Raw genomic sequence first — 19,257 nt, forward strand, 5'->3', positions numbered from 1 at the left:
AATAGGCCCTCAGGCCGGCTGTCCGGGGGAAGCGGTGAGAGCGTTTAATCCGCAACCTGCAGCGCATGCACCGAGAACATCTTCGCCGCATCCGTCCAGCTCTCGCGCACCTGCCAGCCGGCGCCGTGGGCCAGCGCGGCGAAGCGCTCGAGGCTGTATTTGTAGCTGTTTTCGGTGTGGATGCTCTCACCGGGGCGGAACGAGAAGCTGGTGCCGAGCAGGCGCACGGTCTGGTTCTTCTTGCTGATCAGGTGCATCTCGATGCGGTGCCGCTCGCGATTGTAGATGGCGCGATGGGTGAAGGCGGAGAGGTCGAAATTGCCGCCGAGCTCGCGGTTGATGCGGACCAGCACATTGAGGTTGAAGCGCGCGGTGACGCCGGCAGCATCGTTATAGGCGTCATAGAGTACGCGCTCGTCCTTTTCGAGGTCGGCGCCGATGATCATCTGCGCGCCCTTGCCCAGGATCTGGCGCGCGCTCTTCAGAAAAGCCTGCGCCTCATGCGGCTCGAAATTGCCGATGGTCGAGCCCGGGAAGAAGCCGACCTTGGGCATCGATGCGACCGCCCTGGGCAGCTCGAACGGCGTGGTGAAGTCGGCCGCCACCGGATAGATGCCGAGCGAGGGGAAGTCCCGCTTCAGGCCGTTCGCCTGCGCGTTCAGGAAGTCGCCGGAGATGTCCACGGGGACATAGGCGGCGAATTGGCAGTGGTTCAGCAGCAGGCGGACCTTCGTGGTCGCGCCGGCGCCGAACTCGACCAGCGCCGCATGCTCCGGAATGATCTTTGCGATCTCGCTGCCGCGCTCCTTCAGGATCGATAGCTCGGTGCGCGTCGGATAATATTCCGGCAGACGCGTGATCGCCTCGAACAGCTCCGAGCCGGTCGCGTCGTAGAAGTATTTCGGCGACAGCTTTTTCGGCTGCTGCGAGAGGTCCTCGATGGCCTCGCGGGCGAAAGCGGTGGTCTGCTCGTCGGGAAGATGGGCTTCGGCCAAAGCGCTGGCGTGCACATTCATGATACTCTCCTGAACGCGCTGTCCGGCGCGCATTGATCGTCGGATGAGAACTAGTTGTAATCGGCGAGCCGCAGTCCCGTGAATTGCCAGCGGTGGTGCGGATAGAAGAAGTTGCGATAAGTAATACGGCTATGCCCCTCCGGGGTTGCAAGCGAGGAGCCGCGCAGCACCAGCTGGTTGACCATGAACTTGCCGTTGTATTCGCCGAGCGCGCCTTCGATGGCGCGGTAGCCGGGGTAGGGCGAGTAGGACGACCGTGTCCACTGCCAGACGATGCCGAAGGCATCGTTGAGTTGGCCGGCGCGCGCAGCGACCTCCCACTCCATCTCGGTCGGCAGATGTTTTCCGGCCCAGCGCGCGAACGCATCGGCCTCGTAATAGCTGACGTGGCAGACCGGCGCGTCGGGATCGACCGGCCTGAGGCCGGCGAGCGTCATCACCTGCCAGGCGCCATCGACCTCGCGCCAATGGCCCGGCGCCTGCCAGTCTTCCTTGCTGACCACAGCAAAGCCGTCCATCAGCCACAGCGTTGCGTTCGCGTAGCCACCGTCGCGCATGAAGGCGAGCCATTCGCCATTGGTGACGAGATTGCGTGCGATCTTGACCGGGCCGACGAGGGCGCGATGCGCCGGCTTCTCATTGTCGAAATGAAAACTGTCGTCGACATGGCCGACGGTGTGGATGCCTTCGTTGAGGATCAACCAGTCATCGCCGGTGCGCGTCGCGGATGGAAAGCGCCAGTCCGGATCGTAGGCCGGATAGACCGGATTCTGCGCAAAGGCGTGCAGGATGTCGGTGAACATCAATTCCTGATGCTGCTGCTCGTGATTGAGCCCGACCTCGACCAGTGGCGCGATGGCACGGAGCTTGTCCTCACCGGCCTCGCGGAAGAATTTGACGACCGCCGCATCAACGTATCTGCGATAGGCGCCGACCTCGCTGGCACCGGGCCGGGTGATGTCTCCGCGGTGATTCCGGGCATGACGGGGGCCGGCGCTGACGTAATAGGAATTGAACAGGAAGGCGAAATCCGGGTGGAAGGGCTGATAGCCCTGGCAATGCTCGCCGAGCAAAAACTGCTCCCAGAACCAGGTGGTGTGGGCCCGGTGCCATTTCGCGGGGCTCGCATCCGGCATGGACTGGATCTGCTGGTCCTCGGGCGACAGCGGCGCGGCCCGGCGCTCGGTCTCGTTGCGGACGGCGAGAAAGGCGTCCTGAAGCCGCTGGGCGAGCTTGCCTGGGGCGGAGGACGGTGACGAAAGCGGGGCGGGGGCCGTAGCGGAAGCTTGTTTCGTCACGTTTTTCTCCAGACAGGACAAGAGAACGTTGTTGGCGTTGCCCGGTTCCAAAACCAAGGTTCGTCCTAGATAGGGGCTCCGTTACGGTATGAAAGTCCTCCCCGGTGATGATATTCGTGTCATCATGCAATGGCTTCGGGGCTGCCCAGGCCGCTCGCCCAGGGCCTTTTCCCCCCATTTTACTTTGGATGCACAACGGTTTGGGCTACATATATAGGAAGGTATCGGGTTAAATCGGCTGAGCCGGCCCGGAGTGGTTGTTGAGGGCTCCGCCCCAGAAGGACATGGATATGAGCATCGAGGAATTCATCGCCAACGAAGTGAAGTCGAACGACGTGGTTCTGTTCATGAAGGGCACGCCGCAATTTCCGCAGTGCGGTTTCTCCGGCCAGGTCGTGCAGATCCTCGACCACCTCGGCGTTGGCTATAAGGGCCTCAACGTCCTCGAATCCGCAGAACTGCGCAACGGCATCAAGACCTTCTCGAACTGGCCGACCATTCCACAGCTCTATGTGAAGGGCGAATTCGTCGGCGGCTGCGACATTGTCCGCGAGATGTTCCAGGCCGGCGAATTGCAGCAGCTCCTCTCCGAGAAGGGCGTCGCGGTTGCGGCCTAATACGTGACCCAGCTGACGCGCCGGATTGGTGGCGCTGAGTTCGAGGTCATTGTCGCTGACATCACCACACTGAGCGTTGACGCCATCGTCAACGCCGCCAACACGTCGCTCCTTGGCGGGGGCGGCGTCGATGGGGCGATCCATCGGGCCGCCGGGCCCGATCTGGTCGCCGAATGCCGGATGCTCCACGGCTGCAAAACGGGCAACGCCAAGATCACCATGGGCTATCGGCTCAAGGCCGCGCACGTGATCCATACCGTTGGTCCGGTTTGGAATGGCGGCACGCTGGACGAAGACGGTCTGCTCGCCTCCTGCTATCGCCGTTCGATGGAGCTGTGCGGGAAGCACAAGCTGACCTCGGTGGCATTTCCCGCGATTTCGACCGGCATTTTCCGCTTTCCCGCCGACCGGGCGGCGGAGATCGCCGTACGCACGACGATCGAGGCGCTCCCTGCCGCGCCATCCGTTGCGCGCGTGGTGTTCTGCTGCTTCGCCGAGCCGAGCGCCAGGCTCCATGCCGAGGCGCTAGCACGACACAGCAGCCCTTGTGCCTGATGACGCGGTCAGTACACTCCGTCCAGCCATGTTCCGGGGAGGGGATATGATTTCACAGTCTGGACTGCGTGCGCTCGCCTGCGGCGCGCTGATGTCGCTTGGCGCGATGTCGTTCGCACGGGCAGAGGGCACCTACGAGATTCCGGCCGGCGCGCATTTCAATCAGGACAAGCTCGCCAAGGTCAGCGAGTTCTTCAAGAACGAGGTCGCGACCGGCAAGATCGCCGGCGCAACCGTGCTGATCCAGCAGCACGGCAAGCCGGTCTATCACGAAGCCTTCGGCGTGCAGGATGTGGCCAGCAAGGCGCCGATCACCGACAAGACGATTTTCCGCCTGTTCTCGATGAGCAAGGCGATCACGTCCGTCGTCGCGGTGCGACTGATCGAGGACGGCAAGATCAAGCTCGACGATCCTGTCTCGAAATACATCCCGTCCTTCGCCAATGTGAAAGTCGGCGTCGAGAAGAAGGCCGACGACGGCACCAAGTCGCTTGAGCTGGTGCCGCCCACGCGGCCGATCACGGTGCTCGATTTGATGCGCCATACCTCCGGCATCACCTATGGCTTCTATGGCGACAGCCTGGTCCGCAAGGCCTATCGCGACGCCAACATCTATGCCGGCGATTTCGACCTCGCCGAGTTCGCCGAGCGCATCGCGAAACTGCCGCTGCACAACCAGCCGGGCGCGCTGTGGCAATATGGCCATTCCACCGACATCCTGGGGCGGGTGATGGAGATCGCGGCGGGCAAACCGCTGACAGATATCATGCGGGAGAAACTGCTCGATCCGCTCGGCATGGTCGATACCGGCTTCTTCGTCACGGCCCCCGAGAAGCAGAAGCTTCTGGCGCAGCCAGTGCCGAACGATGCCGATTTCCGGGTCGGCCGCATCAACGATCCGACGGTGGTCAAGAAGATCCAGTTCGCCAGCGGCGGCATGGTGACGACCATGGCCGATTACGAGCGCTTTGCGCAGATGCTGCTCAATGGCGGCAGCCTCGACGGCAAGACCATTCTCAAGCCCGAGACGTTCAAGCTGATGGTGACCGATCAGGTCGGCCCGGGCTCCGGCGTGGACCGCGACTATTTCTACTTCCCCGGCGACGGTTTTGGCTTCGGCCTCGGCCTTGCGGTCCGCACCGACCCCGGCAATGCCAAGCCGCCGCCGCCCGGCGATCTCGGGGAATTGAAGTGGGACGGCGCCTCGGGCTGCTATTTCGTGGTCGACCCCAAGCAGGACATGTTCTTCGTGCTGCTGGAGCAGACCCCGACCGAGCGCCAGCGCGTGCAGCGGACACTGAAGCAGTTGGTTTATGAAGCCATGGAGAAGTGACATGAACGGGCGCCGCGCGCTGATCGCGGCGCTCGTCGTTCTGGTCGGTGTGGTCGGCGCGAGAGCAGGTTACGAGGGACGCCCCGCGCACAGCCTCTCGCCTGAAGGCTTGGCAAAAGTCTCCGACTACATCCGCAACGAGGTCGCGACCGGCAAGATACCCGGCGCGATCCTGCTGCTCCAGCAGCACGGCAAGCCGGTCTATTACGAGAATTTTGGCGTCCGCGACGTCGCGACCGAGATCTCGATGAGCGCGGACACGATCTTCCGCCTCTATTCGATGTCGAAGCCGATCACCTCCGTGATGGCGATGATGCTGGTCGAGGAGGGCAAGCTCGCGCTCGACGATCCCGTTTCAAAATACATTCCGGCCTTTGCCGGCATGAAGGTCGGCGTCGAAAAGAAAGCCGAGGACGGCAAGGTCGGGCTGGCGCTGGAGCCGCTCGATCGTCCGGTGACGATCAAGGATCTGATGCGTCACACCTCCGGACTGCCTTATGGCTATTACGGCGGCGGCGCGGTGCGCGAGCTCTATGCCGAGGCGAAGCTCTTCAACCGCAATCTCAGCAATGCCGACTTCGCCGCGAAGATCGCCACGCTGCCGCTGGTCGAGCAGCCGGGCACGGTGTGGGATTACGGCTTTTCCACCGACGTGCTCGGACGCGTCGTCGAGGTGATCTCGGGAAAGACGCTGCTCCAGTTCGAGAGGGAGCGGCTGCTGGGTCCGCTCGGCATGACCGAGACGGCATTCTTCGTCGCCGATCCCGCCAAGTTTCCCCGCATTGCCGAGCCGATGCCGGAGGACCGCAACATCAATCCGACGACGCAGGTCCGCGATATCAGGCGGCCGGCGACCTGGGAGCCGGGCGGTGGCGGGATGGTTGGCACCGTCGGCGACTACGCCCGTTTCGCGCAGATGCTGCTGAACGGCGGCACCTATGACGGCCGGCGCTATCTCAAGCCCGAGACCATTGCGCTGATGGCGTCGGACCATATCGGACCGGAGACCAGAATCGCGCGCGACCAGAACTATTATCCGGGCTCGTCCTCCGGCTACGGCCTCGGCTTTGCGGTGCGCACGTCGGTGCCGGCGGGTACGTCATGGCCACTCGGCGAATATCGCTGGGACGGCGTCGGCGGCACCTTCTTCTTCATCGATCCCGAAGACGATCTGTTCGGGATATTCATGGTGCAGACCCCGTCGCAGCGCGGCCGGATCCAGCTGGCGCTGAAGACGCTGATCTATCAGGCGATGGGGCGCTGATCGCGGGCTACGGGACTTACGCCCCGCGCACGATCTCGCGCACGTATCCGATCGTTTCCTCGATCTGGCTCGCATTGACGTCGAGATGCGTGCAGGCGCGGATGCGGCCGTCCATCATCGCGAGCGTCACGCCGCGCTGGCGCAGTGCGGCGACCATCTTGTCGCCGGGGACGCCGGCGCCATCGGGCTTGAAGAACACGAGGTTGGTCTCGGGCTCCTGCACCTCGATGCCTGCGATCTGCGACAGTCCGCGGGCGAGTGCGCGCGCATTGGCATGATCGTCGGCAAGGCGATCGACGTGGTGGTCGAGGGCGTAGATGCAGGCGGCGGCGCAGATTCCGGCCTGCCGCATCGAGCCGCCGAGGCGCTGCTTCCACTGCCAGACCGCGTCGATGAAGGCGCGCGAGCCGGCGAGCACACCGCCGATCGGCGCGCCCAGGCCCTTGGAGAAGTCGATCCAGGCCGAATCCCAGCCAGCGGTCATGTCGCGCGGAGAAATGCCGCTCGCCACCGTGGCGTTGAGCAGCCGCGCGCCGTCCATGTGGGTGACGAGGCCGTGCTGCCTGGCGATCTCGACGATCTCGTCGAGTGCGGCCTTCTTCCAGATCGTGCCGCCGCCGATATTGGCGGTCTGCTCGACGCTGACGACGGTCTGCGGCGGCTGGTAGCGCGTGCGCGGGTGCAGAGCTTTCCGGAACGTCTCCGGCGTGAACTGGCCGTCGGCGCCCTTGAGCTGCGTAACCTGGAAGCCGCCGATCGCGGCATGCGCGCCGCCCTCACGGGCGATGATGTGCGCGGTCTCGTGCGCGAGAATCTCGTCGCCGGGCCGGCAATGCACCAGCGTCGCGGTGACGTTGCACATCGTGCCCGAGGGCATGTACACGGCGGCCTCCTTGCCGAGCAGATCCGCAACGCGCTCGCACAGCGCGTTCACGGTCGGATCGTCGCCGACCTGCTCGTCGCCGACCTCAGCGCGCGCCATCGCCTCGCGCATCGCGGCCGTCGGCTTGGTCTGGGTGTCCGACAGCAGATTGATGCGCACCGGCGGCGCCTTGGGATCGATCGGGGGCGGGGTGTAGAGCATGGCTGGTCTCGTCATTTCATCTAGTCGAACAATTGCGACGTACTGCGTGCATCGTTTCTCAGCCACGGGAACGTTGAGCGATGCGGTGTCGCGCGGCAAGAAGGATGTCGTCTGGCGTGTCCGCTGTGAACATATTGCAATCGGGATGAGCGAACAGCCCCCGATATCGGCAGACCTGCTGGTCGCGGGAGAGGGCCGCCCACGCCCGAATCGCCGCTTCAGTGCCGAAGGCAGAGCGTTGGCGAACTGGCCGGCCATCCGAGACATCGATGGCATGCTACCAAACAAAAAGGCCCCGGAAAACCGGGGCCTTTGAACGTTGGTGTGCCGAGTTATCAGCGCGAATAGAATTCGACGACCAGATGCGGCTCCATCTGCACCGGGAACGGCACGTCGGAGAGGCCGGGGATGCGAATGTACTTCGCGGTCATCTTGCCGTGGTCGACGTCGAGATAGTCGGGGGTGTCGCGCTCGGGGAGCTGGCTGGCTTCGAGCACGTGGGCGAGCTGCTTGGAGGCTTCCTTGACCTCGACCACGTCGCCGACCTTGAGCTGGTAGCTCGAGATGTTGACCTTGCGGCCGTTCACCTTGATGTGGCCGTGGTTGATGAACTGGCGTGCGGCGAAGATCGTCGAGACGAACTTGGCGCGGTACACGACCGCGTCGAGACGACGCTCCAGGAGGCCGATCAGGTTCTCGCCGGTGTCACCCTTGAGGCGGCTCGCCTCGACATAGATGCCGTGGAACTGGCGCTCGGAAATGTTGGCGTAATAGCCCTTCAGCTTCTGCTTGGCGCGCAACTGCACGCCGAAGTCGGAGAGCTTACCCTTGCGGCGCTGGCCGTGCTGGCCGGGGCCGTACTCGCGGCGGTTCACGGGGCTCTTCGGGCGGCCCCAGATGTTCTGGCCCATACGGCGATCGATCTTGTACTTCGCCTCACTGCGCTTAGTCATCGCGTCCTCTTCGGTTGCATGGTTTGAGGAAACGCGCCCTCCTGTGTGACAGGCCAAAGCCCGGCACCGACAGGTCCGATCCCCAAAGCTTAAGGGAGAGGACCACGGGTCGCGAAACGCTTCGCGGGCCGAAATCGGCCCGCGAGCAGGCGGCTTTTAGGGGAGTTTGGGGTTCGCTGTCAATTCTTTAGCCGTCATTCCGGGGCGCTCAAAGAGCGAACCTGGAAATCTCGAGATCCGGGGCTCGGTGCTATCGCACCGCCCCGGGATGACCGCTGCGCGGTCAAGTCCCGACCACCCGGATCGGCTTCGGGCCGGCCGCCCGCAATTCGGCAGCGATTTCAGTGTTCAGGACCTGTTCCAGCCGGGTCAAGACCCGGGCGATGGGGGCGGCGTCGGTGACCCGGTGGTCCCAGCGGATCACGACATGGATGGTCTGGTCGGGCTCGACCGCCCCATAGCTGACGATGAAGGGGCCGGGCGTGACGGGATGCAGCTCGCCGCCGCCATAGGCGGCCACCGAGCTCACCGCGAAGCTGCCGAACCAGTTGCCCCGCTGCCGGCCGAAATTGAGCCCGATGGCCCAGGACAGCCGCCGCAGCGGCAGCGGCAGGCGGGTCGCCCGCATGATCTTGCGGAACATGGGAACGTCGTTGATCGGCGCTGTCTTGCCGCGCCGGATCTCGGCATCGACCGCGGCCAGGGAAAGAGCCTCCGGGGCTGCGATTCGCTGCGGCAGCACGCATTCCTCGCCGTCCTCGACCCGCGCGATAGCCACCAGCGCGACGCTCTTCGGCAGCTCGTAGAGCATGGGCCAAGGCCATTTGGCGTAGACCGTGCGCAGAATCGGCTCGTCCCTGGCGACCAGGGCGAAGGCCTTGACGAACATCGCCGCCCAGCCGGCGGGCGCCATCGCGCCCGAGCGCGCCTCCAGCAGGGGGCGGATATTGAGTGAACGGGACAGCGAGACGAAGGGCACGTCCATCGACGCGCGCATCAGGTCGCAGATCAGGCGGCGCGGCAGCGAAATGGTCTTGGGCGTCCCGCGCATGGGTCTTTCGGTTCCTGCGGACTAAAATATGTGCAGCGAGCGGGTCGCCCGCTCGCCGCGTGCTCTAGCACGAACCAACCCGCTTGGGGTCGGTCGGTTCGCCGCATCAGGGGGCTGGGGTCGCCAGCGGCTTGGTCTTGTCGTAGACGTAAATACCAATGATTTTCAATGATTTATCGCCGTGGGTCTTGGCGTCGTGGACGACGCCGGCCGGGATCAGATAGGAATCGCCGACCTTCAGGTGCTTGTCAGGCTGGCCTTCGACGAGGAGATCGGCCTCGCCTTCCAGCACATAGCCGGTCTCGATCCCGGGATGGGTGTGACGGCCAGCGGCGCCGCCGGGCGGCACTTCGGCGATGGCGGTCAGGGTCGTGTAGCCGTCCGGGAAATCGGTCTTCTGGAGTGGGGTGCGCTTGATGGCGGGCTGCTGGGCGAAGGCCGCAAAGGCAAGGCCTGCGAAGGACAGAGCGAGCAAAGTCTTTTTGAGCATTATTTCCTCCCTGGAAGGGCCGACCCTAGCAGCGCGGCAGTTCCCGGCAAGGTGGCAATCGGCCTGTTCAGCGCCTGATGCCCTCGAACGCCGCCATGATGCCGCGCTGGAACAGCGACCAGTCGAAGCCGAGCGCGATGGCGCGGTAGCCACGGTCGACCAGGGCGTTGGCCTGGTCGGCGGTGCGGGCGACGCCGCCGATCGGCACGCCGCTTCTGAGGATGCCGGCCTCGGCGCGCGCGACCAGCTCCAAGAGCTCCGGATCGTCCATCTGGCCGCGCTTGTTGATGGAGGTGGCGAGGTCGCCGGGGCCGATCACCGCGACGTCGATGCCGGGGGTGGCCATGATCTCGTCGATGCGGTCGACGGCGTCGACATGCTCGATGGTGATCATGCAGATCATCTCGTCGTCGGCGCCGGCCATGTAGTCCGGCATCGACTGGCCCCAGCGGAATGGCGCGTGGAAGGGACCCCAGAGACGATCGCCGCGCGGCGGATAGCGCACGCTGCGCACCGCTTTCTCCGCCTCGCTGCGGTTCGTGATCATCGGAAAATTGATGCCGAAGGCGCCGATGTCCATCGGCGCTTTCGCAAGCCACGGTTCGTTCGCCGCGATCCGCACCAGCGGCGTGCACGGCGTGCCGGTCGTGGCGGCGATCATCGCATGCGCTTCGGTGAGGCCGATCGGCCCGTGCTCGAGATCGACCATGATCCAGTCGAGCGAGCGCGCCATGATCTGCACGGTCTGCACGCTCGGGATGGTCGCGATAGCGCCGAAGGCGGGGCGGCCCTCGCGCCACAATTGGCGGAGACGGTTGAGCGGCGTGGTCTGGACGACATGAGAAAACCTGCGCGGAGATGACGACGGCGAAGCCTAGCAGCGCGTCGTTGGCGCCGAAAGTCAGGCCAGCGCGCGGCCGCCGAAGAACGGCGTCAGCGTGGCCGAAAGGTCATGCACACGGTTCGAGGTGAAGATCATTTCGGCGCCGGACTGCATGATGCCGCCGATAGCCGGGCCGAGCAGATCCGATACGCGGCGGGCGATGGCGGGTGCCGGGTCGATCCAGTCCACCGGCCAGGGCGCGAGCCTGGTCAGCCGGTCGAGCAGGAGCGGATAATGCGTGCACGCCAGCACCACCGTGTCGGTACGCGCGCCTGCGTCGGCGGCATCGCCGACGAAGCAGGGGGTGAGCTCGGCAAGGATGTCGTCGTCGCTGATCGGATGGCCGCCGAGTGCGCGTTCGGCGAGCGAGGCGAGTTCGGGCGAGCCGACCAGCGTCACCTCGCATCCCTGCGCGAAGTCGCGGATCAGCGCCTTGGTGTATTCGCGCTTCACCGTGCCCTTGGTGCCGAGCACCGAGACTCGCCGGCTCTTCGACTGCGCACAGGCCGGCTTGATCGCCGGCACCGTGCCGACGAAGGGCAGGGAATAAGCGGTGCGCAGGTGCGATAGGACCAGGGTGGACGCCGTGTTGCAGGCGATGACGACGAGGTCCGGATCATGGGTGCCGATCAGTTCCCCCATCAGCGGCACGACACGGGCGATGATCTCGTCCTCGCCGTGGTGGCCGTAGGGGAAGAAGGCGTCGTCGGCGACGTAGACGTAATGCGCGTCCGGGCGCGCGGCCACGACCTCACGGAGCACCGTGAGCCCGCCAAGGCCGGAATCGAACACCAGGATCGTCGGGGAATTGGTCACGTCGTTACCTTAAAGCGTCATGGTTACCATTCGGTTTTTGGGGCGGTTTTGCGGCGGTGGCACCTGGGGCCAATTTTGAACGATTCAATTTCGCGATTGCCGCATGTTCCCGCTATCAGCACCGGTGTTGCACTGCGGACGGGGACATATCCGCAGAATTCCGGGGAGCCGACATGATCAGAAACACCAGTAACGGCTGGGGCAGCGTTTCCCGCTGGCTGCACTGGATTTTGGCGCTGACGATCATCGGTATGATCGGCTTCGGCTGGTGGATGAACCACATCCCGGCGCGGCCCGACCGCTTCTTCTACCGCTCGATCCATGCCGATATCGGCTATGTGATCCTGCTGCTCACGGTGCTGCGCCTGGTCTGGCGCGTCGTCAACCCGACGCCGGCGTTGCCGGCCGACAGCCAGCCCTGGCAGAGGCTGGCCGCCCGCATCAGCCATGGCGCGCTGTATCTCGCCGTGATCGTGGTCATCATGCTTGGCTGGGCGCATTCCGGCGCGCACGCGCCCGATTATTCGGACTTCTTCGGCCTGTTTCACGTGCCGCAATTCACTTCTCCCGACCGTGCGGCGGCGAACGCCTATGAGGACCGCCACATCCTCTTTGCCTATGTGCTGCTCGCCCTGATCGCGGTTCACGTCGTCGCCGCTCTCTGGCACCACTTCATCCGCCGCGACCGTGTCGTGACGCGGATGGTGGCGGACGAGGCGGGGTAGGGCTTTCCCAAACGCGTTGCTCTCAATCCCGTCATCCCCGCGCAACCGCGAAGCGGTTGTCGCTGGAGGCGCGAGGCTTGCGATGCGCACGCATCGCAAGCGGAGCCTCGATGGGTGACGGCGATGCTATGATGCGGCATCACGATCCATCCCACGGCCGCAGGAGGCGCCATGCTCACCGTCCATCATCTCGGCAAGTCGCAGTCCGAGCGCATCGTCTGGCTGTGCGAGGAGCTCGAAATCCCCTATGAGCTCAAGCGCTACGCTCGCGATTCCGTCACCATGCTGGCGCCTCCCGACTACAAGGCGCTGCACCCGATCGGAGCGGCGCCCGTCATCACCGACGGCGATCTCGTGCTCGCCGAATCCGGTGCGATCGTCGATTACATCATGGCCAGATACGGCAATGGGCGCCTCGTGCTCCGCCCGGACGACCCTGATTTTGTGCAGTTTTTGTACTGGTTTCACTTCGCCAACGGCACGCTGCAAGCCGGCATGGGCCGCTTGATGATCCTGAACCGGCTCAGGCCCGCCGAGGACAATCCGATGCTGGTCGCGACCAGAGGGCGCGTCGACCGCGCCTTCGATCTGGTCGACGCGCGGGTTCGTGAGGCCGAATATCTCGCCGGCAACACCTTCACCACCGCGGACATCATGATGGGCTTTTCGCTGAGCACGATGCGCTACTTCCAGCCCTATGATCTCCAGCGCTGTCCGAACGTGGTGAAATATCTCGGCCGCATCGGTGCGCGGCCGGCCTACCGGCGCGCGATGGAGAAGGGCGATCCCGGCATGGCGCTGCTGCTGAGCTGAGCGGCGGTCACGCGATCCTGTTCGTCGTCGCCGCCCGTTCCGTGGCGAGCTGCTTCTGCAAGCGATCGATGTTTTGCAGCAGGCGCTGGCTGGTCAGCACCAGGAAGTAATAGCCGAACTGCGGATCCTGGAAGTAGATCTCGAGCAGCCGGTCATAGGTGATCGTCAACACCTGGCCGTCGTCGACGCATTCGATCGTTCCGGTGCGCCGGTTGTCCGGCGTCAGGAAGCCGAGCTCTCCCATGAGAGCTCCGGGCCCGATCTCGACATTGATCTCCTTGACCAGGAATTTTCCGGTGACCGTAAGGAGCATCTCCTTGGCCGGATCGCCCAGTTTGAACAGCGTGTCGCCGCGGCGATATTTGCGCTCGGTCATGAACGGCTTGAGCCACTCGATCGACATGTCGCCTTCGGCCGCATGTCGCGCCTTCTTGACCAGCTTGAGCATCTGCCGCAGGCGAAGAGCGTTGATCGGAAGCAGCAGCAGATAGAGCAGGAAGGTCGAGACGTTGGCGGAGAGCGCGCCGAACACGGCGAAGAATGCGCAGCCGACCATGTTGGCGACGCGCAGGGGCACCATGGTCCGCATCAGGAGGGTGGCGACGAAGAAGCCGGCGCCGACCGCGGCGAACAGATTGGCCAGGGTGATGTTTTGGACAAAGATCTCCAGCATCCGATTGAAGATCGCGTCGTAGGTGACGTTGTTGGGATCGAGGCCCATCTGGACCAGGATCTTCGCGATCCTGAGGTTGTCCGTCGCCGCATCGAGAATGCGGTCGAGGATCGACGAAATGTCTGCGCTGCCGGACGGCATGGTACTAACCCCGCGTAAGGCCTTCAGTCCTGGTCGGTATTCGTATAGCCGAAATCGAATGACGACCGCTTGAATGGAGCCTTCGGCCGTCATGCCGCAAGAGGCAAATTTTAGCCTGATCGTGCGTTTCGGCAATTGCCCGTTGGTTGCGCGTATCGCCGTGGCGACCTGTGATTCGGCCCCGGGGCGCGGACTTCGGCGCCGTTGACCGACCTGAGGCCCCCGACGAGGGGGCGTGAGGCGATCTTCGCCTTACGGCTTGCTGGCGGGCTGGATCACCTGCTGCTCGACCAGGCCGAGGTGCCCCGGCAGCGAGCCGGCGCGCAGCATCATGGCGACGCTGCTCGCTTCCTCCAGGGTGAAATTGCCGGAGATCTGGCCCGAGCCGCCGGTGATGGGCTCGCGGATCACGGGAGCGGAGATCACCCTGTCGTCGAGCACGATAGCGAAGGGTCTTCCGACGTTCTCTGCGGTGATGTGGGCGAAGCGCCGCGTGCCGCGGCCGTTGAAGCGGAACGAGGCGATCGGGTCCTTCGTGCCGCTCGCAAAGCCGGGACCGGCATAGCTGATGTCGTCGCCGTCGAGCGCGCTCTCCTTGGCAACCAGATAGGGCTGCTTGTCCTTGAAACCGAGCAGGACTTCTGTGCCCGCGGGCGGCGCACCGGATTGGGCCTGCTCCGCCGGCATCGAGAGGTCGACCAGGCGGAGGCTGACCTTGACCTTGGTGGCGAAGATCCTGGTCACCTGCTCGGGCTCCATCATGCCGGGCAGGAAGATGCGGATGCGGTCCGTGCCGTCAGGCTGGACGCTGGCGAGCCTGATGCCGGCATCCTTGAGGCGCTGCTCGATCATGGCGATGGCGTCTTCGACGAGATCGCGCAGCCGCGCGGCGGATGCGGCATCGGTCGGCGCAAGCCGGACCAGTCCGTCGCCGCCGTCGGTCATGGCGAGCGCATGCGATGGCAATCCCTCCGCGGCTGAGGCGAGCTTGCGCTTCAGCTCTTCGCGGCCCTTGGCGTCCACGATCTTCAATTCGACGCCGCCGTCGCGGATCGCAAGACCGGAAAAGGCGATCTTGCCCTCGCGCAATGACTTGTAGACGTCGTCGCGCAAATCCGTGACGACGCTCTCGCGCAAGCCGTCGGTGTCCACCTTGTAGATGATGCGCGAGCCGCCCAGCTTCTCCATCTTGTCCGCGATGAAGGCCGTGATCTTGGCGCGCATCTTGTCGAGCTGGCTGTCCTCGGCGAGCCCCGCGCGGGGCAGCGCGATCGCCGCTGCGATGGCGAGCGCAATAGTAAGCCGTCCGATGCGATCCCGCAGGGGCATAGTCATGATGACCTCAAGTCTTGCGGCAGGACGCTGGCAGGCGAATCCTGTGCATGGTCTTGGTCCCCGGATCGGGCGCGGAGGTTCAAATTCCGTCCGGATGAGCCCTGTCGCTGCAGCCGTTAGGCAATGGACGAACGGCAAATCATCCCTCATTGTGTTGGCGCTCGACCGGCCATCGGTCGAGGCCTCGCCGACCAAAATGTCAAAAGACAGGAGGCGGGGAAATGCACCTGAGGGAGGACGGAATTCCATGGCGGGCATCCACGCGCTCGATCGGCTGATTGGCAACGACTATCCGGACCTGGCGACTGACGAAGAGGTCCGGGCCTTCGAGCAGGTCCCCTACGCGGATCGCGTCGCGGCCGAGAGCACCTATGACGCGATCAAGCTAGGTGCTGCGCGCAACCCGGACGGCGCAGCGATCCAGTTCCTGCAAAACGCCGATCCGGCCGATACGCCGGTTGTGGTCACGTACCGCGACTTCGTGGCGCGCGTCACGCAGGCCGCCAACATGTTTCACGCGCTCGGCGCGGAGAAGGGCGACGTCATCAGCTTCATGCTGCCGCTGGTGCCCGACGCCTTCGTGACGCTGTTTGGCGCGGAAGCCGCCGGCATCGCCAACCCCGTCAATCCGCTGCTCGAGCCGCACCAGATCGCGGAAATCCTGGAGGCCGCGAACACGAAGATCCTGGTGGCGCTCGGGCCGATGCCCGGCACCGACATCTGGCAGAAGGTCGAGCAGATCCGCCCGCAGCTCAAGCATCTCAAGGCGATCGTACAGGTGTTCGGTGGCGGCGACCCGGCGAACGGCGTGTTTGCTTTCAACGATTTGATCAAGCAGCAGCCGTCCGACCGGCTGATCAGCGGACGCAAGATTCTCGGCAGCGATATCGCCGCTTATTTCCATACCGGCGGCACCACCGGTACGCCGAAGCTGGTGCGGCACACCCACGCCAACCAAGTCTACCAGGCCTGGGCGCTCAATCTGCTGCTGAAACCCAAGCCCGGCGCCAACCTGTTGTTTGGCATGCCGCTGTTTCACGTCGGCGGATCGCTGACGCAGGTGCTGCTGACGCTGTCGAGCGGCGGCTCGCTGGTCGTGCTGTCGCCGAGCGGCTGGCGCAATCCGAATGCGGTGAAGAACATCTGGGGGCTCGTCGAGCGCTTCAAGCCCGAGGCGCTGTCGAGCGTGCCGACGGTGCTCGCCGCAACGCTGGCGGTGCCGCCGGGCAATGCCGACATCTCCAGCCTGAAATATGCCGCCGGCGGCGGCTCGGCGATCCCCGTCGCCGTCGGCTCGGCGATCCAGGACAAACTGAAGCTGCCGGTGGTCGAAGTCTACGGCATGACCGAGACCTCGAGCGTGCACACGCTCGCTTATTCGTCGCGGCCGATCCGGCTCGGTTCGGTCGGCCTGCCCATGCCCTATGCGCGCGTGCGCATCGTGCAGCTCGATGCCGACGGCCGCCTGATCCGCGACTGCGCGCCGGACGAGATCGGTGTCGTGATCATGGCGGGGCCCGGCGTTTTCGGCGGCTATCTCAACGACGAGCACAACAAGGGCGCCTTCGTCGACGAGGTCTGGGTCAATTCCGGCGATCTCGGCCGGCTGGACGCCGACGGCTATCTCTGGATCAACGGTCGCGCCAAGGATCTCGTCATCCGCGGCGGCCACAACATCGATCCGGCGCCGATCGAGGAGATCATGTTCCGCCATCCCGCCGTTGGCATCGCCGCGGTGGTCGGCCAGCCCGACGCCTATGCCGGCGAACTGCCGGTCGGTTACGTGCAGTTGAAACCGGGTGCCAAGGTCGAGCCGGGCGAGCTTGAGGCGTGGGTGCGCGAGCGCACGCCGGAGCGCGCCGCCGTGCCGGTGCAGGTCATCCCGATCGATCCGATGCCGGTCACGGGGGTCGGCAAGGTGTTCAAGCCGCAGCTGCGCTGGGACGCGGCCGAGCGCGTGTTCACGAAGGTGCTGGCGCCGCTCGCTGCGCGCGGCATCGACTGCAAGGTCAGGGTCGGCGCTCATGGCAGCCACGGCTCGATCGCCACCGTGACGCTGGCGGGCCTGCCGGCCGACCAGCGCGAGGCGGTCGCGGGCGAGGTGCACACCCTGCTCGCGCCGTTCGTGATGCGGCACGAGGTGGTGCAGGTGTAGCAGGTCCAAACGCAGCCCGGCGTCGGTCTGACCGCGCCGGAAGGGCGACGCTCCCCCGCTCGATCATGAAGGTCGTTCGAGCCCCTGTGTGACTAATGTCACATATGGAGGAATTGGCATTCGGCCATACTCCGAATAGTCTCATGGAATTGCATCCGGGGGGACGCAAAGTGATTCCGCTTCGGCTATTTGCTTTGTTGATATTTGCGATGGGCCTAGCCTGCGGACCGGCGCATGCCGACCGGCGGGTCGCGCTCATCATTGGTAATTCCGCCTACAAGAGCGCGCCGAAGCTCGGCAATCCCGTGAACGATGCCACCTTGGTTGGCGGCATGTTCAAGAAGGCCGGCTTCGATTCCGTGGACGTCAGGCTTGATCTCAGCGCCAGCGAGATGCGGCGCATGCTGCGAGAGTTCGCCGGCAGGGCGCGCGACGCGGACATGGCGGTGATCTACTATGCCGGCCATGGCATCGAGCTCGACGGCAACAACTATCTCATTCCGACGGATGCGACACTGGAGACCGATGGCGACGTTCTCGACGAGACTATCCCGGTCGAGCGTGCGCTGTTCGCGGTCGAGCCGGCCAAGCAGCTCCGTCTCATCATCCTCGACGCCTGCCGCGACAACCCCTTCTCAAAGACCATGAAGCGCACGCTGGCCTCGCGCGCGATCGGACGCGGCCTGGCCAAGGTCGAGCCGACCAGTCCCAACACCATGATTGCCTTCGCGGCCAAGGCCGGCTCGACCGCGTCCGACGGCGACTCCCGAAACAGCCCGTTCGCCACCGCGTTGGTCGAGCACCTGCCGAAGCCGGGCCTTGATCTGCGCAAGGCCTTCGGCTTCGTGCGCGATGACGTGCTCAAGGCTACCAGCTACAAGCAGGAGCCTTATGTCTACGGCTCGCTCGGCGGCGACGACGTGCCGCTGGTCCCGACGCGCCCGATTGCGACCGGTCCACAGGCCAATCCGCAGGATGCCGTGCGCAGGGACTACGAGCTCGCGCTCCAGCTCGCCACGCGTGATGGCTGGGAAGCGTTTCTGGCGCAATATCCCGACGGATTCTATTCCAACCTTGCCAAGGGCCAGTTGAACAAGATCGCCGCCGAAGAGACGCGCGCGGCGGCTGAACAAAAGGCCAGAACGGCCGAGCAGGAAAAGGCGCGGCTGATTGCCGAGCGCGCCCAGAAGGCCGAGCAGGAGAAGGCGGCCGCGGCGGCCAAGGCCGCCGAAGAGGCGCGGATCGCGGCGGAAAAGAAAAAGGAGATCGAGCAGGCGAGGGCTGAAGCGGCCGAACGCGAGCGCAAGGTGGCCGAGGCAGCAGCCGCGAAAGCACTGGCCGAGAAGCAGGCCGCGGAGAAGGCGAAGGCCGAGCTCGCCGCCAAACAGGCCGCCGAGAAGGCGGAGCAGCCCGCTAAGCCGACGGCTGATCGTCAGATACCGGAGGCGGAGCAAAAAGTTGCCGCCCTTTCGCCCGCGCCAGCATCCACATTGTCGGCGGCCGATCTGGCAAAATCCGTGCAAAGCGAGTTGCGCCGCGTCGGCTGCCTGTCCGCCGCTGCCGATGGCGACTGGAGCGCCACCTCGCAGCGCTCGCTGACGCTGTTCAACAAATATGCCGGTACCCAGTTCGACGTGAAGCTCGTCAGCGTCGACGCACTCGATGCGCTCAAGGCGAAGCCGGGACGAGTTTGTCCGCTGGTGTGCAATTTCGGCTTCAAGGCCGACGGCGATCAATGCGTGAAGATCACCTGCCGCGCCGGCTATCGCGTCGGTGACGACAACGAATGCGAGAAGATCCCGGAGAAGAAGCCGGTCGCGACGCGGGAGGATTCGAGGAGGCGGGACGCGGATCGAAAGCAAACGGAGGCCGCCCCGTCGGCGCCGCAGGCTTCAGGACAGATGATCTGCAATAACGCCGGATGCAGGCCGATTGCGAAGGGATGCCGGCTCGGAACGACCAATCATCCAGCCACTCCTACGATCAAGATACCCGCCGAAATATGCAACTGATGATGAAGCATACTCTTCGGGCCTGCTCCCTCGCGCTCGGAGC

General features: G+C 64.7%; 19 protein-coding genes. 9 read left to right on the plus strand and 10 right to left on the minus strand.

Going from position 1 to position 19,257, the window contains the following annotated elements:
• Positions 1 to 44: 44 nt before the first annotated feature.
• Positions 45 to 1,016 carry an L-histidine N(alpha)-methyltransferase gene (egtD, locus tag ACFLEY_RS15460; protein ID WP_060908143.1) on the minus strand — a complete coding sequence of 324 codons (972 nt, stop codon included), beginning with the start codon at positions 1,014 to 1,016 and terminating at the stop codon, positions 45 to 47.
• Between the two features lie 50 nt (positions 1,017 to 1,066).
• Complete coding sequence (egtB, locus tag ACFLEY_RS15465) at positions 1,067 to 2,365, minus strand: ergothioneine biosynthesis protein EgtB (RefSeq protein WP_028173375.1); 1,299 nt, start codon at positions 2,363 to 2,365, stop codon at positions 1,067 to 1,069.
• 239 nt (positions 2,366 to 2,604) lie between these two features.
• On the opposite strand from egtB, the gene grxD reads away from it, so the two are divergent.
• From grxD to ACFLEY_RS15485, 4 genes are read left to right on the plus strand one after another with little or no spacing between them, the layout of a single operon-like run.
• A complete protein-coding gene (gene grxD, locus ACFLEY_RS15470) occupies positions 2,605 to 2,931 on the plus strand; it encodes a Grx4 family monothiol glutaredoxin (protein ID WP_027548651.1) in 327 nt (108 codons plus the stop codon).
• A 3-nt stretch (positions 2,932 to 2,934) separates the two neighbouring features.
• Positions 2,935 to 3,486 (plus strand): O-acetyl-ADP-ribose deacetylase, encoded by a 552-nt coding sequence (locus tag ACFLEY_RS15475; RefSeq protein WP_060908142.1) that lies wholly within the window; start codon positions 2,935 to 2,937, stop codon positions 3,484 to 3,486.
• A gap of 46 nt (positions 3,487 to 3,532) precedes the next feature.
• Positions 3,533 to 4,819: a serine hydrolase gene (locus tag ACFLEY_RS15480; protein ID WP_060908141.1), complete on the plus strand. Its 1,287-nt coding sequence runs from the start codon at positions 3,533 to 3,535 to the stop codon at positions 4,817 to 4,819.
• 1 nt (position 4,820) lies between these two features.
• Complete coding sequence (locus ACFLEY_RS15485) at positions 4,821 to 6,083, plus strand: serine hydrolase (RefSeq protein ID WP_211434179.1); 1,263 nt, start codon at positions 4,821 to 4,823, stop codon at positions 6,081 to 6,083.
• 16 nt (positions 6,084 to 6,099) lie between these two features.
• Here the strand turns inward: ACFLEY_RS15485 and ACFLEY_RS15490 are convergent, their stop codons facing one another.
• Positions 6,100 to 7,167: a low specificity L-threonine aldolase gene (locus ACFLEY_RS15490; protein WP_028173379.1), complete on the minus strand. Its 1,068-nt coding sequence runs from the start codon at positions 7,165 to 7,167 to the stop codon at positions 6,100 to 6,102.
• Here ACFLEY_RS15490 and ACFLEY_RS15495 point away from each other — a divergent pair.
• Positions 7,166 to 7,483 (plus strand): hypothetical protein, encoded by a 318-nt coding sequence (locus ACFLEY_RS15495; protein WP_157839436.1) that lies wholly within the window; start codon positions 7,166 to 7,168, stop codon positions 7,481 to 7,483. The two genes, ACFLEY_RS15490 and ACFLEY_RS15495, sit on opposite strands and share 2 nt — an antisense overlap.
• Positions 7,484 to 7,502: 19 nt before the next feature.
• Here ACFLEY_RS15495 and rpsD read toward each other — a convergent pair whose 3' ends face one another.
• The 5 genes from rpsD to murI form a co-directional block, all read right to left on the minus strand.
• Positions 7,503 to 8,120 carry a 30S ribosomal protein S4 gene (rpsD, locus tag ACFLEY_RS15500; RefSeq protein WP_011088452.1) on the minus strand — a complete coding sequence of 206 codons (618 nt, stop codon included), beginning with the start codon at positions 8,118 to 8,120 and terminating at the stop codon, positions 7,503 to 7,505.
• A 283-nt stretch (positions 8,121 to 8,403) separates the two neighbouring features.
• Entirely contained in the window at positions 8,404 to 9,171 is a 768-nt protein-coding gene (locus ACFLEY_RS15505) for an acyltransferase (protein WP_211434180.1), read from the minus strand.
• Positions 9,172 to 9,277: 106 nt separating this feature from the next.
• On the minus strand, positions 9,278 to 9,661 hold the full coding sequence (locus tag ACFLEY_RS15510) for a cupin domain-containing protein (RefSeq protein ID WP_060908139.1): 384 nt from the start codon (positions 9,659 to 9,661) through the stop codon (positions 9,278 to 9,280).
• 67 nt (positions 9,662 to 9,728) lie between these two features.
• Positions 9,729 to 10,463, minus strand: coding sequence for an HpcH/HpaI aldolase/citrate lyase family protein (locus ACFLEY_RS15515; protein ID WP_396604680.1), 735 nt, complete (start codon positions 10,461 to 10,463; stop codon positions 9,729 to 9,731).
• Between the two features lie 99 nt (positions 10,464 to 10,562).
• On the minus strand, positions 10,563 to 11,360 hold the full coding sequence (gene murI / locus ACFLEY_RS15520; RefSeq protein ID WP_060908137.1) for a glutamate racemase: 798 nt from the start codon (positions 11,358 to 11,360) through the stop codon (positions 10,563 to 10,565).
• 173 nt (positions 11,361 to 11,533) lie between these two features.
• On the opposite strand from murI, the gene ACFLEY_RS15525 reads away from it, so the two are divergent.
• Both ACFLEY_RS15525 and ACFLEY_RS15530 read left to right on the plus strand, forming a co-directional pair.
• Entirely contained in the window at positions 11,534 to 12,085 is a 552-nt protein-coding gene (locus ACFLEY_RS15525; RefSeq protein WP_039185539.1) for a cytochrome b, read from the plus strand.
• 171 nt (positions 12,086 to 12,256) lie between these two features.
• Positions 12,257 to 12,898 carry a glutathione S-transferase family protein gene (locus ACFLEY_RS15530; protein WP_396604681.1) on the plus strand — a complete coding sequence of 214 codons (642 nt, stop codon included), beginning with the start codon at positions 12,257 to 12,259 and terminating at the stop codon, positions 12,896 to 12,898.
• A gap of 7 nt (positions 12,899 to 12,905) precedes the next feature.
• Here the strand turns inward: ACFLEY_RS15530 and ACFLEY_RS15535 are convergent, their stop codons facing one another.
• Together ACFLEY_RS15535 and ACFLEY_RS15540 are read right to left on the minus strand one after the other, a co-directional pair.
• Positions 12,906 to 13,712, minus strand: coding sequence for a Crp/Fnr family transcriptional regulator (locus ACFLEY_RS15535; protein WP_060908135.1), 807 nt, complete (start codon positions 13,710 to 13,712; stop codon positions 12,906 to 12,908).
• 252 nt (positions 13,713 to 13,964) lie between these two features.
• Positions 13,965 to 15,047, minus strand: coding sequence for a SecDF P1 head subdomain-containing protein (locus ACFLEY_RS15540; RefSeq protein ID WP_060908134.1), 1,083 nt, complete (start codon positions 15,045 to 15,047; stop codon positions 13,965 to 13,967).
• A gap of 247 nt (positions 15,048 to 15,294) precedes the next feature.
• On the opposite strand from ACFLEY_RS15540, the gene ACFLEY_RS15545 reads away from it, so the two are divergent.
• Positions 15,295 to 17,202: an acyl-CoA synthetase gene (locus ACFLEY_RS15545; RefSeq protein ID WP_396604682.1), complete on the plus strand. Its 1,908-nt coding sequence runs from the start codon at positions 15,295 to 15,297 to the stop codon at positions 17,200 to 17,202.
• Positions 17,203 to 17,411: 209 nt separating this feature from the next.
• Entirely contained in the window at positions 17,412 to 19,214 is a 1,803-nt protein-coding gene (locus tag ACFLEY_RS15550) for a caspase family protein (RefSeq protein WP_060908132.1), read from the plus strand.
• Positions 19,215 to 19,257: the final 43 nt, after the last annotated feature.

Origin of the sequence: Bradyrhizobium sp. YCK136, assembly GCF_044570075.1 — a bacterium.
Classification (GTDB): Bacteria; Pseudomonadota; Alphaproteobacteria; order Rhizobiales; family Xanthobacteraceae; genus Bradyrhizobium; species Bradyrhizobium diazoefficiens.

Coding starts and splice junctions, on each gene's coding strand:
- egtD (WP_060908143.1), bottom strand. CDS start 1,016: ATGAATGTGCACGCCAGCGCTTTGGCCGAAGCCCATCTTCCCGACGAG.
- grxD (WP_027548651.1), top strand. CDS start 2,605: ATGAGCATCGAGGAATTCATCGCCAACGAAGTGAAGTCGAACGACGTG.
- ACFLEY_RS15480 (WP_060908141.1), top strand. CDS start 3,533: ATGATTTCACAGTCTGGACTGCGTGCGCTCGCCTGCGGCGCGCTGATG.
- ACFLEY_RS15485 (WP_211434179.1), top strand. CDS start 4,821: ATGAACGGGCGCCGCGCGCTGATCGCGGCGCTCGTCGTTCTGGTCGGT.
- ACFLEY_RS15495 (WP_157839436.1), top strand. CDS start 7,166: ATGGCTGGTCTCGTCATTTCATCTAGTCGAACAATTGCGACGTACTGC.
- ACFLEY_RS15490 (WP_028173379.1), bottom strand. CDS start 7,167: ATGCTCTACACCCCGCCCCCGATCGATCCCAAGGCGCCGCCGGTGCGC.
- rpsD (WP_011088452.1), bottom strand. CDS start 8,120: ATGACTAAGCGCAGTGAGGCGAAGTACAAGATCGATCGCCGTATGGGC.
- ACFLEY_RS15505 (WP_211434180.1), bottom strand. CDS start 9,171: ATGCGCGGGACGCCCAAGACCATTTCGCTGCCGCGCCGCCTGATCTGC.
- ACFLEY_RS15510 (WP_060908139.1), bottom strand. CDS start 9,661: ATGCTCAAAAAGACTTTGCTCGCTCTGTCCTTCGCAGGCCTTGCCTTT.
- ACFLEY_RS15525 (WP_039185539.1), top strand. CDS start 11,534: ATGATCAGAAACACCAGTAACGGCTGGGGCAGCGTTTCCCGCTGGCTG.
- ACFLEY_RS15530 (WP_396604681.1), top strand. CDS start 12,257: ATGCTCACCGTCCATCATCTCGGCAAGTCGCAGTCCGAGCGCATCGTC.
- ACFLEY_RS15535 (WP_060908135.1), bottom strand. CDS start 13,712: ATGCCGTCCGGCAGCGCAGACATTTCGTCGATCCTCGACCGCATTCTC.
- ACFLEY_RS15540 (WP_060908134.1), bottom strand. CDS start 15,047: ATGACTATGCCCCTGCGGGATCGCATCGGACGGCTTACTATTGCGCTC.
- ACFLEY_RS15545 (WP_396604682.1), top strand. CDS start 15,295: ATGGCGGGCATCCACGCGCTCGATCGGCTGATTGGCAACGACTATCCG.
- ACFLEY_RS15550 (WP_060908132.1), top strand. CDS start 17,412: ATGGGCCTAGCCTGCGGACCGGCGCATGCCGACCGGCGGGTCGCGCTC.